Below are 16,027 nucleotides of genomic sequence, written 5' to 3'. Positions count from 1 at the left end.
TCGCTTGCACGTCGGCGATGCGCCGCCTAGGGTCAAATCAACTCGAAAATCGGAGGGCGTTACGATGGCGCCCAAGCGTCCCAAAGGTGCGGGCGCGTTCCCGCAAGCGGTCGAAAGCCCCGCGCCGGCAAGACCCGATCCGGATGCCCTGTATGCGGCTCTGGATTTGGGAACAAATAGTTGCCGCATGTTGATAGCCCAGCCCAAGGGCAGCGGGTTTCATGTGGTTGACAGCTTCTCCAAGTCCGTGCAGCTGGGCGCGGGTCTGGAACGCACCGGACGTCTGTCGCGGGCGTCGATGGCACGCACCGTTCAAGCGCTGCGAATCTGTCAGCAAAAGCTGAAACGGAACAAAGTGAAACGGATGCGTCTGATCGCAACCGAGGCCTGCCGCCGCGCCAAGAATTCCCGCGAATTCATCCGACAGGTCAAACGCGAAACCGGGCTGACGCTTGAAATCATCCAACCCGAAGAAGAAGCCCGTTTGGCGGTGATTTCCTGCGCCCCGCTGGTGTCCACCAAGACCGAACAGCTGTTGGTTGTCGATATTGGCGGCGGTTCGACCGAGCTGGTCTGGATCGACATTTCGTCTGTCCCTCGCCGTGACCGCCCGGCTGCGATCATGCGTTTGCATAACGGATTTCACACGGTCGACAGCCCTTTTCCGGCTGCAAAAGTCGTGGACTGGATCAGCGTGCCGCTGGGTGTTGCCACGTTGCGGGATCAGTTCAATGACGTCGAAAACGACGCCGCGCGGTTTGCGTTAATGAGCTGGTTTTTCGAAGAAAACCTGGCCGATTTCGCACCTTACAAAGATGAACAAACCCGTGAAGGTTTTCAGATCGTCGGCACCAGCGGAACTGTCACTACGGTTGCGGCATCGCATCTGGGGCTCAAGCGGTATGACCGGACCAAAGTTGACGGGCTGCGTATGACCAGTGACCAGATTGACAAAGTGATACGCGGGTATTTAGAACTCGGCCCTCATGGGCGCCGCCGGGATCCTCGGATTGGGGAAGACCGGCAGGCCCTGATCATGTCCGGCTCGGCCATTTTGCAGGCATTGTTGCGCTGTTGGCCCACTGATCGCCTTTCCGTGGCAGATCGGGGGCTGCGCGAGGGCCTGCTTTATGCACAGATGAGCGCGGACGGGGTACTGGAAGACGGACCGTTCTGATGGCGAAGACACCAACTGGCAAAAACAACTCGGGGCGCGGGCAACGTGACCTGAAGGTAAAGGTAAAAACCGCTCGTGGTCGCAAGCTGAGTTCGACCCGCTGGCTCGAACGGCAATTGAACGACCCGTATGTCAAGCGCGCCCAGACCGAAGGATACCGTGGGCGGGCCGCGTATAAGATCATGGAACTTGACGACAAGTTCCGCTTTCTCGTACCCGGAGCACGGGTTGTTGATCTGGGATGCGCACCCGGTGGCTGGTGCCAGGTTGCAGTCAAACGGGTAAACGCGCTTGGTGAAAAATCGGGGAAACGGATCGGAACGGTGCTGGGCATCGACTTACAGGAAGTCGAACCGGTTGCGGGTGCCGATACCCATGTGCTGGACTTCATGGAGGATGACGCCGACCAGAAGGTCAAGGACTGGCTGGGTGGCAAGGCGGATGTTGTAATGTCGGACATGGCCGCAGCGTCCTCGGGTCACAAGCAGACCGACCATCTGCGGATCATCGCGCTGTGTGAAACTGCGGCCCATTTCGCCTTTGACGTGCTGGAAGAAGGTGGCACATTTGTAGCTAAGGTTCTTGCTGGCGGCGCCGAGGGCGATTTGCAAAAACTTCTGAAGCAGAAATTTCAGAAAGTGGCGCATGTGAAACCGCCCGCATCCCGTTCGGACAGCTCCGAGAAATTCGTTATAGCAACCGGGTTTCGCGGCTGAACTTAATCTTCCAAACGGATACGGTTTCCGGTCAGACGTTGTTCACGCAACGACGTGGCCGCCATACCCTGCAACATCAGAGTATCCCCGTGCGAAACATATACAGGCTCGCGATTGCGCAGCTCTTCAATGCGCTGCGCCAGCGTAGCAGGGTTCGGCCCGGTTGCTTTCTGTCTTGTTGACTCAGTGGACATGCATCACCTCAATACAACAGTTCTGAAATGCTGTTAGCGTAAAATCTTGCCGTGAAGATGGAACAAATCGGGCAAGCCTGTGCCGGATCAGGGGCCCAGTTGTTGCAACAATTGCAGCAAGGCCGGGTCATCGGGCAACCTGATCAAGGCTTCGTGTAAGGCGATACGTGCGGCTTCCGGGCCGCTGTTGATCTGAGCCAGCTGTACCACCATGGGCCACGCTTCGGCGCGCTGAGGGTCCAGCGCGACAACCTCGCGAAAGGCCCGTTCGGCGGCCGGGGCGTTGCGCAGCGTCAACGCCATGCCCCCCAGAACCAGATGCGTTTCAGGGGCATCCAGCCTGTTCGAGATCGCCGCCTGCCACTCGGCCATACCCTGCCCGGCCAGACCCTGTTGCTGAGGCGTCAGAGCTTGAGGAGGGATACTCAGATACTCCTTGGCGGCGGCAATGCGAACGTTGCGAAAAGGATCAGACAAAAGTGGCTCTAACCTTTGCGCACGATCCGTAGGGCTCGCCTGACGCTGCAAGGCTGCTGCATTTGCGCGTATCAGCGGATCGTCTTCCTGCAACAGTGGCGCTGTGCGCGCGGCAACTTCGGGCGAGCCAAAAGGTTGCAGCAAATACGCCGCTGTTGCGCGCACGATAGCGGGTTGCGAGGGATCCGTTGCGACAGAAATCAAACCCTCTGGCGTATTCAACTGACCATCGGCAGCAGCTTTGAATACCGTACCAAAATGTGCGCCCCGATTGGCTGTGTCAGGAAACCACCCTTTGATCCGGCTGGCAGCCCAGACCTGATCCTTATTCTGGTGGCAATCAGTGCAGGCATCAGCCCCTAATCCCAAATCCGGTCGCGGCACGCGAAAGCTGTGATCCCGGCGACCGTCCACTCCCATATAAGTGCGTTCGATCATGTGGCAGCTTTTGCACTGGGCACCCGCGCTATCCATAACGTGATGATGGTGACTGGGGGTATCGTATTCCTGTTTCGCTAGCGTCGGGAATTCAGGGTTTGCGGCCGTGGAATGACATTGCGTGCAAATACCGTTGCCTTCGGCCTTCAACTGCGCGCTGTGTGGCTCGTGGCAGTTCATACACCCGACCCCTCGGGCATACATTTTGGATTGCAGGAATGAGCCGTAAACGTAGACCTCATCAAGTATTTGCCCGTCCGGATGATACGAACCGGGCCGCAACACAGCCAGGTTATAGGCATCATGATACGGGGTTCCCGGCAAAGGATTTCCGTTGCCGTGCGCCTCGCGCCGCGAATGACATCCGGCGCATTGCTGGATCTCGGCCTCGGTCTGGCCCTTGCCCCAGCTCATCGAAAAGCCTCTATCACTCAGACCCCCGGCAACGCCCTGCCCTTTGGTCCAATCGATATGTGCCGACCCCGGTCCATGGCAAGCTTCGCAGCCAACTCCAATCTCAGCCTGTCGGGAAGAGTATGTTCTGGATTGCGCGTCGTAGTTCTTTTCAAACCCTGTGGCGTGACATTCGGCGCAGCGCGCGTTCCAGTTCTTGTAAGGGCCCGTCCAGTGCAGCCCGTCTTCTGGCGGCAGATCCTGATCGGGGTATAAGTGATACCAGCGCTTCTGCTCGGTATCCCAGACCACATCAAAACTTTGCAACCGCCCCGGTTCGGTTTCAAACAGAAATTGTTGCAGAGGCGTAATCCCAACGACGGAATGCACATCATATGCCGTCGTCGCACCGTCTTTTTCAGTTACACGAGCTGTGAACCTGTCTGCCTGTTTAGTGAATTCAACCGTCATCCCGTTCTGCACGAACCGGGTTCCATCGAAATCGGCGACCAGATGGCCGTCGCCAACTTCCGTCCAGGCCAAGGCATGATGAGACGAAGCCCATGCCTCGGCCTCGCGTTGATGGCAGTCCGAACATTGATCCGACCCGACATATTCCAGTGACTGCGCCTGCCCTTCACTTGCGAGGGTTAAGCAAGCCGCCAGAATGGCAAATCTCATGCCATATCTCCTTCAGCGGCGTTCCGAAGGTCGATTAATGCGCCGTTGTATTCAGCGCCAAGGATCAGCATCGCAGAACACAGATACAGGAAGATCAGCGCAGCCATTGCCCCGGCCAAACCCGCATATGTGGCACTGTAGGTGGCGAACTGGCTGATATAGACTGAAAATGCCCATCCGCCAGCTGCCCACAAAACCAATGTCAGTATGACGCCGGGCAGGATCTGGGTCAGGCTGTGCCTGCGGGTTGGCAGGATTAGATGAGCCAGCAGGACGGTGCCTGCCGGAACGGCCACGGTAAACGTCCACCGCAGGCGATCTACGGACAGCCAGTCCGCTACCGGAGCTTCGGTATGCTCTGCCACCAGTTTCGTGTAGACCGGCAAGACCACCTCGACCGTTGCAATAACAAGGATTGCCGAACCGCCAAGGATAACCAGAACCAGACACAAAAGCCGGGTCTTCCAAAAAGGCCAACTGTCCTGATCGTGATAGGCCTGATTCATCGCAGCGCGAACTGCGGCAACCCCGTTGGAGGCAAAGTAGATCGCAAGTAAGCCACCCAGCGTAATCACACCCGACCCTGCCCCGGCCAGAACGGCACGCAATTCGGCCACGATAGGGTCCGCAACATCCTTGGGCCATGCCCCGAACAGCAGATCAATCAACTCATCAGTGACATAGTCCTGCGACAATGCCCCGGCCAGCGCCACGGTGAACAACACAAAGGGAAACAGGGCCATCATCAGCGACATGGCGACGTGGCTGCTCATGACAGGTCCGTTTTTCCTGACGAACCGGCGAAGTGCCAGCCACAGTGCCTGAAGCGGGCGGCCAAACGGGGGAATCGTGGGCTTTGTCATCCTGCAACCCTAACCTGCCGAAATAAAACACAGAACCCGTCATCGGTATCAAAGTGACAAATGCCGATCTGCAAACGGCTGACTGCATTGCTAAAAACGGATTGCAGGTGCAGGATTGGAAAAAGCGGGGCGATCACCAGCCTGCGTAAGAACAGATAAACAGGATACTGAATGATCCCGGATCAGGAAGATTTCACGGCTCGCCCCAGGCTAAAACTGTCTGTTGTCCGCGACACCTGCATTATCGCGACGCTGATAGTGTTGGGGCTTTATGCGGGGGCGAACTTCCTGATCCCTCTTGCCATGGCGCTGCTGGTCAACGTTCTGATCATTGCGCTGAGCGACCGCGTTACCGCGCTGACCCGTGCTCCGGTCTGGTTGGCCAATATCGCCGGAGTGACCGTGGTTCTGGTGGGATTGTTCATGATCATGTACGTGCTGGGCAGTCAGGCAACGCAGTTTGCTCGGTCCGTCAGCACCTACGAAAACCAGTTCGACGGGGCGGTTGAGCGCATAACCGGTCTTGTCGGCAACGATGTCACCACTTTCATCCGCGACAATCTGGTCAGCATCGACATGACCTATGTCGCACGCCTGTTGCTGGGCAGCGCTACGTCCCTGCTAAACCAGTTCTTTCTGATCAGCCTCTATGTCGCGTTCCTGATGGCCGAGCGTCTGGCCTTTCGCAAGAAAATTCAACTTGCGGCTGGTGACCCCCAAACCGGCGCAGATTTTGCGACCATGCTTGATGCCATATCGATCAGCCTGCAACGATATGTTGGGGTAAAGACGCTGATCAGCCTGATCACAGCGGGCATCAGCTATTTTGTATTCAGGGTTCTTGGCTTGGAATATGCGGAAACCTGGGCCGTTTTGACCTTTGCTCTGAACTTCATACCCTCGATCGGGTCGATCATAGCGGTGTTTTTCCCAGCCATGATCGCGCTTGTTCAGTTTGATACGATCGTTCCGTTTTTGATTATCTTATTTGGGTGCGGCACCCTTCAATTCCTGATCGGTAACTTCCTTGATCCGGCCATGCTGGGACGTTCGCTGAACATGTCGACATTCCTAGTTATTCTGGCATTGACCTTTTGGACAACTGTCTGGGGCCTGATCGGTGCTTTCCTGAGCGTGCCACTGACGGTCTGCATCCTGATCGTGTTCAGCCACATCCCTGCTTTACGCCCGGTCGCAATCATGATGTCTCTGGACGGCCAATTGGGCGAGGAGGACAGTCAGGCGCGTGCGAAAAACTGAACCACGGCGTGGCGTAGGCTTAAGTTCGTCGGGTACCGTACACAGCGGCCAGCCTGTCCGCGTATATTGAACCGCATGCCGGTGTCGCTACCCGAAACCTCAGGTCTGACAACTGGCTATCAATGCGCCCCGATCCAGCAGTCGAACCCGGCCATATCCCAGTTCGATTAACCCCAAATCCACAAGCCGGTGAAGGTTCCTGTGCAAAGTCGGCTGCGATACAGCAATCATCGCTGCCAGATCGTCTTGCGAAACATCAATCCAGCCTTCGGTTTTCGAGGTCCCTTCGTCCAAGTGAAGCAACCTCAAGACCAGCCGCTTCTCCGTTCCCGTCACAGCCAGATTTGCCATGATGCGCAAAGCGGTCCGCATATTCTCATGCGTCAACGCATAGAAATCCCGGATGTAGTCAGGATTGTTCTGAATCAACCGCGAGATGCTCAGGTTAGGGAAAAATAAGGCTTGAGTGGCTTGCGTCGTGACAACACTGACCAGACGCAGTGCACCAGCAAACAACGCAAGATCGCCGATCCAGAACCCAGCGCCATCGCGGTGCAAAACGAACTCCTGACCATCGTCCGCTGGGGCCGTTATCTGCACACCACCGCTGAGAATCGCGTAGATTCCATTTGCCGGATCACCGTAGTGGTACAGCGTCTCTCCCGCCTCTACCGATTTCGGTATGCCAAGGGCTGCCAAATCGGCCTGAAACTCTGACGAGCGTTCACTGAACCATCCGGTGTTTCGTAATAGCTTCAGATTATTCATTTTGTCTCACATTTGTACTTTGCGATATAATCATATGATGAGTTTCCGACGCAAGAAGTAACCTATGCTAATGGTGTTCGATTCCTGCTACCAAAGATTTTCAATATGGGAATCAACACTTTGCTGCCGCGTTGTTCATGCATTTGAACGCCGGGTGATTCATTTCCTTTGGGGTCGCCAAGATCCTCTCAGATCAGGAGCAAACCATGTTACCTCCACGTTCGCTATCCGGCACCTGGCGCAGTAACTTGCGCCGACTTGCCGTGGTAACCGCCACGTTGACACTGGCCATACCCGCCTGGGCGCAGAACCAGAAACCGAATATCCTTGTGATCTGGGGCGACGATGTTGGTCAGTCCAACATCTCGGCCTACACGCGGGGGTTGATGGGGTATCAGACACCCAATATCGACCGTATCGCCGAAGAAGGTATGATGTTCACGGATTACTACGGTGAACAGTCGTGCACGGCTGGGCGATCATCTTTCATCATGGGGCAATCCGTTTTCCGCACGGGCCTGTCCAAAGTTGGCCTGCCGGGCGCTGAGGAAGGCATGCAGATCGAAGACCCGACCATTGCGGGCCTTCTGAAAGCGGAAGGCTACGCCACGGGTCAGTTCGGAAAAAACCACCTGGGCGACCGGGATGAACATCTGCCGACAAACCACGGTTTTGACGAATTTTTTGGCAACCTCTACCATCTCAACGCCGAGGAAGAGCCGGAAAACATCGACTATCCCAATGATGCTGTTCTGCCCGATGGCAGAACCTTCCGACAAGCTTTTGGCCCGCGCGGTGTAATCAAGTCGACAGCGGGTGGTGAGATCGAGGATACCGGCCCGCTGACCAAGAAGCGTATGGAAACGGTCGACGATGAAACCGCGGCAGCTGCGATTGAATTCATCCGCAAACAAGAGGAAAGCGGCACGCCGTGGTTCGTCTGGTGGTCAGGCACCCGGATGCATTTCCGCACGCATGTTTCCGAAGAGAAATGGGCAAAGGCCAATGAAATCGTCGGCAAGCAGGTAGATGAGTATACGGCTGGCATGATCGAACATGATATGCATATTGGCGACTTCCTGACTGCGCTGGATGAGCTGGGCATCGCCGACAAGACCATCGTGTTTTACTCGACCGACAATGGTCCGCACATGAATACCTGGCCAGATGCCGCGATGACCCCGTTCTGGGGTGAAAAGAATACCCAATGGGAGGGCGCATGGCGCGTACCTGCCATGGTTCGGTGGCCCGGCAAGATTACCGAAGGTGCTGTGTCGAACGAGATCGTGCATCATATGGATTGGTTACCGACATTCCTGGCTGCAGCTGGCAACGAAACCGTGAAAGAAGATCTTCTGGAAGGTGTCACCGTGGCCGAAGTTGGCGGCGGGCGCGACTATCGCGTGCATCTGGATGGCTACAACATCTTGCCGTTGCTGACCGGCGAAACAGACAAGAGTCCGCGCAGGGAAATCTTCTATTTCACGGACGATGGTGACCTTGCGGCACTGCGCTTCGGTGATTGGAAAATCACCTTCCTGGAACAGAAGGCATGGGCAACTTTGCGCGCCTGGATGGAGCCACTGACCCCTCTGCGCGTGCCATTGATCACCAACCTGCGACGCGACCCGTACGAGCGTGGCTACCGCACATCGAACACCTACTATGACTGGATGCTCGACCGTGCCTACATGCTGGTACCTGCGCAGGCCTATGTCGCGCAGTTCCTTGAAACCTTCAAGGAATACCCACCCCGACAGGAAGCGGCGAGCTTCAGCCTCGACAAGGTGATGGAGAAGTTGACGTCACCTCCGGGCGCACCGTGAACCTGACTGTTTGATCCAAGACACAGCAAAGCCGGAGTCCCGATACCGGGGCCCCGGCCCTTCTCATTAGCGGTTGAAAATTGAGGAATAATCCGTGCGTCTATTTTTGATATTGTGCAGTGTGCTAGGAGCGACGGTCGCCATCGCTGACCCCTTGCCGTCATGGAACAATTTAGAATCTAAAGCGAAAATCGTTTCGTTTGTTGACGAGGTAACCGACCCTGCCTCAGCTCATTACGTGACGCCTGATGATCGGATCGCCGTATTCGACAATGACGGAACGCTTTGGGCCGAACAGCCGGTGTATTTTCAGTTCCTTTTCGCCATGGATCGTCTGGCCGATCTGGCCAAGCGGGACCCGTCGATCCTGACAACTCCTGCTCTGGAAGCTGCTGCAAAGGGTGATCTAGCGACCGTTCTTGAAGGCGGGCATGAGGCGCTGATCGAAGTTGTCAACGCATCGCATTCTGGCACCAGCGTCGAAGAATTTCAGGCAGCTGTTGCGCAGTGGCTGGAAACCGAACGCCACCCCAACACCGGCCTTCGTTATGACCAGATGACCTATCAGCCGATGGTCGAGTTGCTGCGTTATCTACGTGACGAAGGTTTCAAGACCTACATCGTATCCGGCGGTGGCATTCATTTCATGCGCGTCTTTGCCGAGGATGCATATGGTATCCCGCCGGAACAGATATTGGGGAGCTATGCAGACAGCACCTATAAGGTGATCGACGGCAACCCGACGATCATCAAGGCACCGGGGCTAGCCTTCATCGATGACAAGGAAGGCAAGCCGATCAATATCGAACGCACGATTGGCAGACGCCCGATTCTGGCCGCAGGCAACTCGGACGGAGATTTCGCTATGCTGGATTGGACAACGTCGGGTGATGGCCCGCGTTTGGGAATTCTGATCCACCACACGGACGCCGAACGCGAATGGGCCTATGACCGCGAAAGCCCAATAGGAAAGCTGGCAGACGGGCTGGATCAGGGTTCTGACAAGGGATGGATCATTGTCGATATGGCGCAAGACTGGTCACGCATCTACACTGGGGCAAACTGAACGGCCCGAAAGATGTAAGACCCCATGTGGACAGCGCTGGTATCTATCTTTGTATTCACGTTGTACGTGGCTGCATTTGTGTTTTCGATCCGAGCAGCACAAACCGCGCGAACACCGCAAGGTGCAGTTGGGTGGGTGGTCTTTCTGGTATCAGCACCTTTCCTGGCGGTGCCGTTGTATCTTTTTCTGGGACACCATCGCTTTCACGGATATCGCATCGCGCGCCAGAAAAGTGAGCGGGTTGTTGAAGGGATCAAAACCTTTGCCGATTACTCAAGGCCCGATCCCTCGTCTATGTCGATCAATCCGCGCCCATTCGAGTTTCTGGCGCATCTTCCTGTGTCCAGCGGAAACGGTGCCCGGCTGCTGGTTGACGGGCACGCCACATTCGACGCCATTTTCGACGCCATCGACAAGGCCAAGAACTATATCCTCATTCAGTTCTACATCATCAGAGACGACGCACTGGGCCGCAAACTGCAATCCAAGCTGATCGAGGCGACGAAACGTGGGGTTCACGTCCGTTTCATGACCGATGCAGTCGGCAGTTATGGTTTGCCGCGCGCGTATCTGGATACCATGCGTGAAGCCGGGATTGATGTCGCCGACCCTCGTCAACAACGCGGCCCGAATTTTCGGTTTCAGCTGAATTACCGAAACCACCGCAAAACCGTCATTATCGATGGCGAGACAGGCTTTATCGGTGGGCACAATGTAGGCGAGGAATATCTGGGCAAACACCCGCATTTCGGCCACTGGCGCGACACTCACATCATGATGTCCGGTCATGTCGTCCGGCAATTGCAGCTTATCTTCACCGAAGACTGGCATTGGGCACATAACGAAGACCTGATCGATGAACTTGACTGGGCGGGCAGTGAATCCGAACAGAACATGAATGCCCTGCTGGTTGCGACCGGGCCCGGAGACGAAACCGAAACTGGCGCCATGATGTTCTTTGCGGCAATCGCCGAGGCAAAAGAACGGTTGTGGATTGCGTCGCCTTACTTCGTACCCGACATCGATGTCATGACAGCCCTGCAACATGCCGCGATGCGCGGTGTGGATGTACGCATCCTTGTTCCTGACATGATCGACCATCGCCTGCCCTGGCTGGCCGCGTTTGCCTATTTCGATGAAATCCGCGACTGCGGCGTACGCGTGTTCCGCTATACCGGTGGGTTCATGCATCAAAAGGCGTTCGTTGTTGACGAGACGCTGGCCGCTGTTGGAACAACAAACCTCGACAACCGATCCTTCCGCCTCAACTTCGAAGCAATGGCGCTGTTCTTTGATGCCCGGGCTGCGCAGGCCGTCGACCAGATGCTACAACAAGATTTCGAATCTAGTTACGAACTGACCCGCAGGTTGCGTCAACAACCGGCCCACATCCGCTTTGGTGCGCCACTGGCGCGGTTGTTTGCACCGATCCTTTAGGAAAAGAACTTCTCCTGAAAAACGCGGGTCATCAATGCGACCAGATACGCGGTCGACAATCCAAACGCCAACAGCCCGGTGACCGAAGCAAACGAGCCGAAGATGCGCAGCCCTTCACCCAGAACGATGTCGCCGTATCCGAGCGTCGTAAACGTCACCAACGAGAAATAGATGGCCGAGTTCCAGTCCGGCAGCACATTCAGCAATACCCAGACGATAGCCCAAATCCAGACCTGTATGGTGTGCGTCGCGATAATGAACCCCAAGGCAACAGCAATCGGCCCCGCGGTTGCCACAAACACCCCGCGTGTGACCCATTTTTTATCCATCTTGATTATGGACATCGTGCACCAGGTCAGAAAGAGAATCTCGATCAGGATGCAAATACCCAGAAAGGTACTGCCCCAAACGATCTGATGCAGCAACGTCATGTATTCTCACCCTGAATTTCGACCATGGATTGCCTGGGCACAATGACCTTTAGAACCACAAGGCACAACCCCGCCGCCAGATGAAGTAGCCTGCGGCGAAAGGAACCGGAGTAAGGTCTGCACTGGACAGTTGGGAAGTCCAACGCACATCCTGTGCAAAAAAGGGCGCTTCATGCTGTTGATCATCGACCGAGTTCAGAAAACCTACCCCGGCGGGCGGCCCGTTCTGCGCGATGTGTCTCTGACACTGGATCAGGGACAAACGCTTGCTCTGACCGGTGAAAGCGGCAGCGGTAAGAGCACCTTGCTGAATCTGGCCGCCGCCCTGGACAGTTTCGACAGAGGCGAGATTACGCTGGATGGCACGCCCCTGTCCCCTTTGGATGATGCGGGCCGGGCCGGGTTGCGGCGCAGAAAGGTTTCGCTTGTGTTCCAGCAGTTCAACCTGATCCCATCGCTGACCGTGGGGCAAAACCTGTCCTTTCATGCCCGCCTTGCAGGTACCGAAAATGCCCAATGGTCCGGGCAATTGGCAGACCGGCTTGGGCTTTCGGATCTGCTGGACCGCTACCCCGAAAGCTTGTCGGGCGGCCAGCAGCAGCGGGTGGCCATAGGACGGGCCATGGCCGCGCGCCCGAAACTGTTGCTGGCGGACGAGCCGACAGGCAATCTTGACGAAACCGCCAGCGCCAAAGTGCTGGACCTGATGCTGTCACTTGTTTCTGATACTGGCGCGGCTTTACTACTGGTGACGCATTCCCCGCAGATCGCGGCCCGTCTGGACACGCACCTACGGCTGAGCGGCGGGTGCATCCAATGACATTGGCCGTCGTCCAGGCCCTGCTGTCCCATTGGCGGGTGCACCGGTTGCAACTGGCAACACTGCTAATCGGTATCGCCCTGGCAACTGGTTTGTGGTCCGCTGTTCAGGCCATCAATGCCGAAGCCCGCGCCAGCTATTCCCGTGCCAACGCCCAGCTGGCACTTGGGCAGTTTGACGAGTTGCGAGATCCAGCCGGTTTCATCCCCATGTCCCGCTATGTCGATCTGCGTCGCGCGGGATGGCAGGTGGCCGCCGTACTGGAAGGCCCTTATCGGGTCGCTGGACGTACGTTGCGTTTGATGGGCGTGGATATGGTGGCCTATCCCGCCTTGCCCGCAATTACCGAGGCCCAGCAAAGCGGTGCGCCGCCCGACCCGGCGGACATATTGACTGCTCCGGGCCGCCTGCTGGTTTCGACAGAATTGGAGCCCTTGTTGCGCGATCAGGACACTCTGCCCCCGGTTCTCAGTACTTCTGCGCTGCCGCCGGATGTGATCCTGACGGATATCGGCGTTGCCGAACGTCTTCTGAATCAGCCCGGTGCAATCTCGCGGCTCATTATTCTGCCCGATCAGCCGCGCGGGCTTCAGTCCCTAACCACGATCACGCCTGAGCTGGAACGTACCAGCCCTTCACAAAAGATCGACACTGCTCGGCTGACCGACAGTTTTCATTTGAACCTGTCAGCCTTTGGATTGCTGTCCTTTGCGGTCGGCCTTTTTATCGTGAACGGCACGGTCGGGCTGGCCTTTGCACAACGCAGAGGCATCATCCGTTCGCTGCGGGCACTGGGTGTCTCGATGCGATTACTGGTCTGGCTGATCCTTGCTGAACTGACTTTTCTGGCCCTGATCGGTGGGCTCGTCGGGTTGCTTTTGGGCTTCTTTCTGGCCGGAGCACTTCTGCCCGATGTCGCGGCCACGTTGCGTGGCCTTTACGGCGCACCAGTAACAGGGCAACTGACGCTGCAACTGGAATGGTTTTTGGCTGGGATTGCCATGGCAGTCTTTGGCACATTGCTGGCCAGCGGCCACGCATTGTGGCGCCTGTCGCGTATGCCCCTGCTGACAAGTTCGGGCGTTCAAGCGTGGCGGGGCGACCCCCGTGCGCGCCATCTTGCAGCGGCATTCGGATTGGTGATGATCCTGGGTGGCGGTTTGGCCTATGTCAGTTTCGGGGGGCTGATCGCCGGGTTTACCCTGTTGGCTGGCTTGCTGACCGGTGCAGCGCTGATGCTGCCTGCGCTTTTGTCAGTAGTGCTTTCATTCTGCGCCAACACAGCGCGGGGGCCTGTTGCCCAATGGGTCTGGGCGGATATGCGGGCACAACTGCCCGGATTGTCACTTGCCCTGATGGCCCTGTTGCTGGCTTTGGCGGCGAATGTCGGCGTAGGCACGATGGTGTCCAGCTTCCGGCTGACATTCGTCGGGTGGCTTGACCAGCGCCTGACGTCAGAACTCTACCTGACTGCCAGCGACGACGATCAGGGGCAGGAGATTACCGACTGGCTGCGCCCTCAGGTCGAAGCCATTCTGCCAATCCGAAATGTGGAATTGTCGCACGAAACGGGGCCTCTGTTTCTTTACGGTGTCGTGGATGATCCGGTCTATCGGCAGAACTGGCCGGTGATCACCTCAAGCCCGAATGCATGGGATGACGTCATGGCCGGACGTGCGGTTCTGATCAACGAGCAACTGGCCCGGCGTGCCGATCTCTGGCCCGGCGGTGCTTTGGCCTTATCGCGGGACCACATCCTGACCATCGCCGGGGTCTATTCGGATTATGGGAATCCTACCGGGCAAGCCATCGTATCGATGGACCAACTGAACCGGATCGCTCCGGGTACGGAGGCCCGCCGCTTTGGCATTCGTCTAAACCCCGAAAACGCAACCGAAATGGTGCAAACCTTAAGGGAACGGTTCAATCTTCCACGTCAGTCTGTCGTACAGCAAGCTGCAATGAAGGCGCAGTCGTTGTCGATATTTGAGAAGACTTTTGTCGTGACCTCGGCCTTGAATGTGCTGACCCTCGGCGTGGCAGGATTTGCCATTCTCACCAGTCTACTGACCCTGTGGACCCAGCGCCTGCCACAGATCGCACCGGTCTGGGCGCTGGGGCTAAACAGGGCGCAACTTGCAGGGCTGGAACTGTTGCGCAGCTTATTGCTGGCGGCATTGACCGCCTGTCTGGCGTTGCCACTTGGGCTTGTTCTGGCATGGGTTCTGCTGACGGTGATCAACGTTCAGGCTTTTGGTTGGCGCCTGCCGATGTTCGTCTTCCCCTGGGATTGGCTGTGGCTGTTTCTACTGACCCTTCTTGCTGCCCTGCTTGCCGCCGCCCTGCCCGCGCTACGGATGCTGCGCCTGCCACCCGCCGATCTGCTGAGAGTGTTCGCCAATGAACGTTAGGACCCTCCTGTTCCTTCTTATGTGGCTCTACCCGATACCGCTTTGGGCGCAGGGCTACGCAGGTCTCGGCGGGTCGGCCGAAGGCTTTGACGTGCCAGTAGCCGGGTATGAGTTTGATTTCCCAAGAGACTACGGCCCCCACCCGGCCTACCGCATCGAATGGTGGTATCTGACCGCCAATCTCCAAGGGGACGACGGTCTGGACTATGGCATTCAATGGACCCTGTTCCGGTCAGCCCTGAAACCCTATGACAATGACGGATGGCAAAGCCCGCAACTTTGGATGGGTCATGCTGCCGTGACGACCCCCAAGGCTCATTTCTTTTCCGAGCGATTGTCACGCGGGGGGATTGGGCAGGCGGGTGTGACAGCACAACCGTTTGAGGCCTGGATTGATGAATGGCGCATGGCCGGATCGGATTTGGACAGCCTGTCGCTGACGGCAAATGGTAAAGACTTCGGCTATGACCTTTCGCTGACTGCGCAAGGGCCATTGGTTCTTCACGGAGACGCGGGCTATTCGGTCAAATCTTCTGATGGGCAGGCAAGTTACTATTACTCGCAACCCTTCTATACAGTCCAAGGCGTGCTGCATTTGCCGGATAGTGAAGTCCGTGTAAACGGTCAGGGCTGGCTGGATCGGGAATGGTCCTCACAACCTTTGGCGACGGATCAAAGGGGCTGGGATTGGTTCTCGCTCAGTTTTGAGGACGGCGACAAACTGATGGCTTTTCGCCTGCGCGGGGATCGTGGCGATTTCACCGCGGCCACCTGGATCAATTCAGACGGCAGTACTGAAGCCATCCCCAACGGCTCAATCAGCCTCTTGCCGCTGAGTACTGATGAGGTCGCCGGACGCAATATCCCGACACACTGGCAAATCAATCTTGCGGACCGGGGCATAAATATTCAGGTCTCAGCCCTGACACCTGATGCGTGGATGGGGACCAGTTTCGAATACTGGGAAGGTCCTGTCACTGTAACCGGCAGCCATGAAGGCGTTGGCTATCTTGAGATGACAGGCTACTGAACCCACCCGATATTTGTTCACGACCAGCGACGCGATCTT

The 16,027-nt window shown here is 56.9% G+C and carries 14 protein-coding genes; 9 read left to right on the top strand and 5 right to left on the bottom strand.

Translation table 11 applies throughout. The features are described from left to right. Positions 1–64 precede the first annotated feature (64 nt). Both ACR0DY_RS01345 and ACR0DY_RS01340 read left to right on the top strand, forming a co-directional pair. A complete protein-coding gene (locus ACR0DY_RS01345; protein WP_267365936.1) occupies positions 65–1,177 on the top strand; it encodes a Ppx/GppA phosphatase family protein in 1,113 nt (370 codons plus the stop codon). Then, positions 1,177–1,893 carry an RlmE family RNA methyltransferase gene (locus ACR0DY_RS01340; protein WP_267365935.1) on the top strand — a complete coding sequence of 239 codons (717 nt, stop codon included), beginning with the start codon at positions 1,177–1,179 and terminating at the stop codon, positions 1,891–1,893. The genes ACR0DY_RS01345 and ACR0DY_RS01340 overlap by 1 nt, the downstream gene beginning before the upstream one ends. Positions 1,894–1,895: 2 nt before the next feature. Here the strand turns inward: ACR0DY_RS01340 and ACR0DY_RS01335 are convergent, their stop codons facing one another. The 3 genes from ACR0DY_RS01335 to ACR0DY_RS01325 form a co-directional block, all read right to left on the bottom strand. Then, a complete protein-coding gene (locus ACR0DY_RS01335) occupies positions 1,896–2,087 on the bottom strand; it encodes a hypothetical protein (protein WP_480480831.1) in 192 nt (63 codons plus the stop codon). 87 nt (positions 2,088–2,174) lie between these two features. Beyond that, positions 2,175–4,076 (bottom strand): multiheme c-type cytochrome, encoded by a 1,902-nt coding sequence (locus ACR0DY_RS01330; protein WP_480897694.1) that lies wholly within the window; start codon positions 4,074–4,076, stop codon positions 2,175–2,177. Beyond that, complete coding sequence (locus ACR0DY_RS01325) at positions 4,073–4,939, bottom strand: YihY/virulence factor BrkB family protein (protein WP_480472895.1); 867 nt, start codon at positions 4,937–4,939, stop codon at positions 4,073–4,075. The genes ACR0DY_RS01330 and ACR0DY_RS01325 overlap by 4 nt, the downstream gene beginning before the upstream one ends. 171 nt (positions 4,940–5,110) lie before the next feature. Between ACR0DY_RS01325 and ACR0DY_RS01320 the strand changes: the two genes are divergently transcribed. After that, on the top strand, positions 5,111–6,199 hold the full coding sequence (locus ACR0DY_RS01320; protein WP_480480827.1) for an AI-2E family transporter: 1,089 nt from the start codon (positions 5,111–5,113) through the stop codon (positions 6,197–6,199). Positions 6,200–6,298: 99 nt separating this feature from the next. Here the strand turns inward: ACR0DY_RS01320 and ACR0DY_RS01315 are convergent, their stop codons facing one another. After that, positions 6,299–6,967, bottom strand: a complete 669-nt coding sequence (locus tag ACR0DY_RS01315) for a Crp/Fnr family transcriptional regulator (protein ID WP_480480825.1) — start codon at positions 6,965–6,967, stop codon at positions 6,299–6,301. A 206-nt stretch (positions 6,968–7,173) separates the two neighbouring features. On the opposite strand from ACR0DY_RS01315, the gene ACR0DY_RS01310 reads away from it, so the two are divergent. The 3 genes from ACR0DY_RS01310 to cls all read left to right on the top strand — a co-directional run bounded on the left by ACR0DY_RS01310 (position 7,174) and on the right by cls (position 11,296). After that, on the top strand, positions 7,174–8,793 hold the full coding sequence (locus ACR0DY_RS01310) for an arylsulfatase (protein WP_480480823.1): 1,620 nt from the start codon (positions 7,174–7,176) through the stop codon (positions 8,791–8,793). Positions 8,794–8,887: 94 nt separating this feature from the next. Then, a complete protein-coding gene (locus ACR0DY_RS01305) occupies positions 8,888–9,859 on the top strand; it encodes an HAD family hydrolase (protein ID WP_480480821.1) in 972 nt (323 codons plus the stop codon). Between the two features lie 24 nt (positions 9,860–9,883). Further along, positions 9,884–11,296, top strand: a complete 1,413-nt coding sequence (cls, locus tag ACR0DY_RS01300) for a cardiolipin synthase (protein ID WP_480480819.1) — start codon at positions 9,884–9,886, stop codon at positions 11,294–11,296. Here the strand turns inward: cls and ACR0DY_RS01295 are convergent. Next, positions 11,293–11,727 (bottom strand): ion channel, encoded by a 435-nt coding sequence (locus tag ACR0DY_RS01295; protein ID WP_480472907.1) that lies wholly within the window; start codon positions 11,725–11,727, stop codon positions 11,293–11,295. The genes cls and ACR0DY_RS01295 overlap by 4 nt on opposite strands. A 172-nt stretch (positions 11,728–11,899) precedes the next feature. Here ACR0DY_RS01295 and ACR0DY_RS01290 point away from each other — a divergent pair, with 172 nt between their 5' ends. From ACR0DY_RS01290 to ACR0DY_RS01280, 3 genes are read left to right on the top strand one after another with little or no spacing between them, the layout of a single operon-like run. Continuing rightward, complete coding sequence (locus tag ACR0DY_RS01290; protein WP_480545559.1) at positions 11,900–12,547, top strand: ABC transporter ATP-binding protein; 648 nt, start codon at positions 11,900–11,902, stop codon at positions 12,545–12,547. Further along, positions 12,544–14,958 (top strand): FtsX-like permease family protein, encoded by a 2,415-nt coding sequence (locus ACR0DY_RS01285; RefSeq protein ID WP_480545558.1) that lies wholly within the window; start codon positions 12,544–12,546, stop codon positions 14,956–14,958. The genes ACR0DY_RS01290 and ACR0DY_RS01285 overlap by 4 nt, the downstream gene beginning before the upstream one ends. Then, on the top strand, positions 14,948–15,988 hold the full coding sequence (locus ACR0DY_RS01280; protein ID WP_480545557.1) for a lipocalin-like domain-containing protein: 1,041 nt from the start codon (positions 14,948–14,950) through the stop codon (positions 15,986–15,988). The genes ACR0DY_RS01285 and ACR0DY_RS01280 overlap by 11 nt, the downstream gene beginning before the upstream one ends. Positions 15,989–16,027 lie beyond the last annotated feature (39 nt).

The organism is Ruegeria sp. O6 (assembly GCF_056535045.1).
This window is presented reverse-complemented; position numbering and strand designations above follow the sequence as displayed.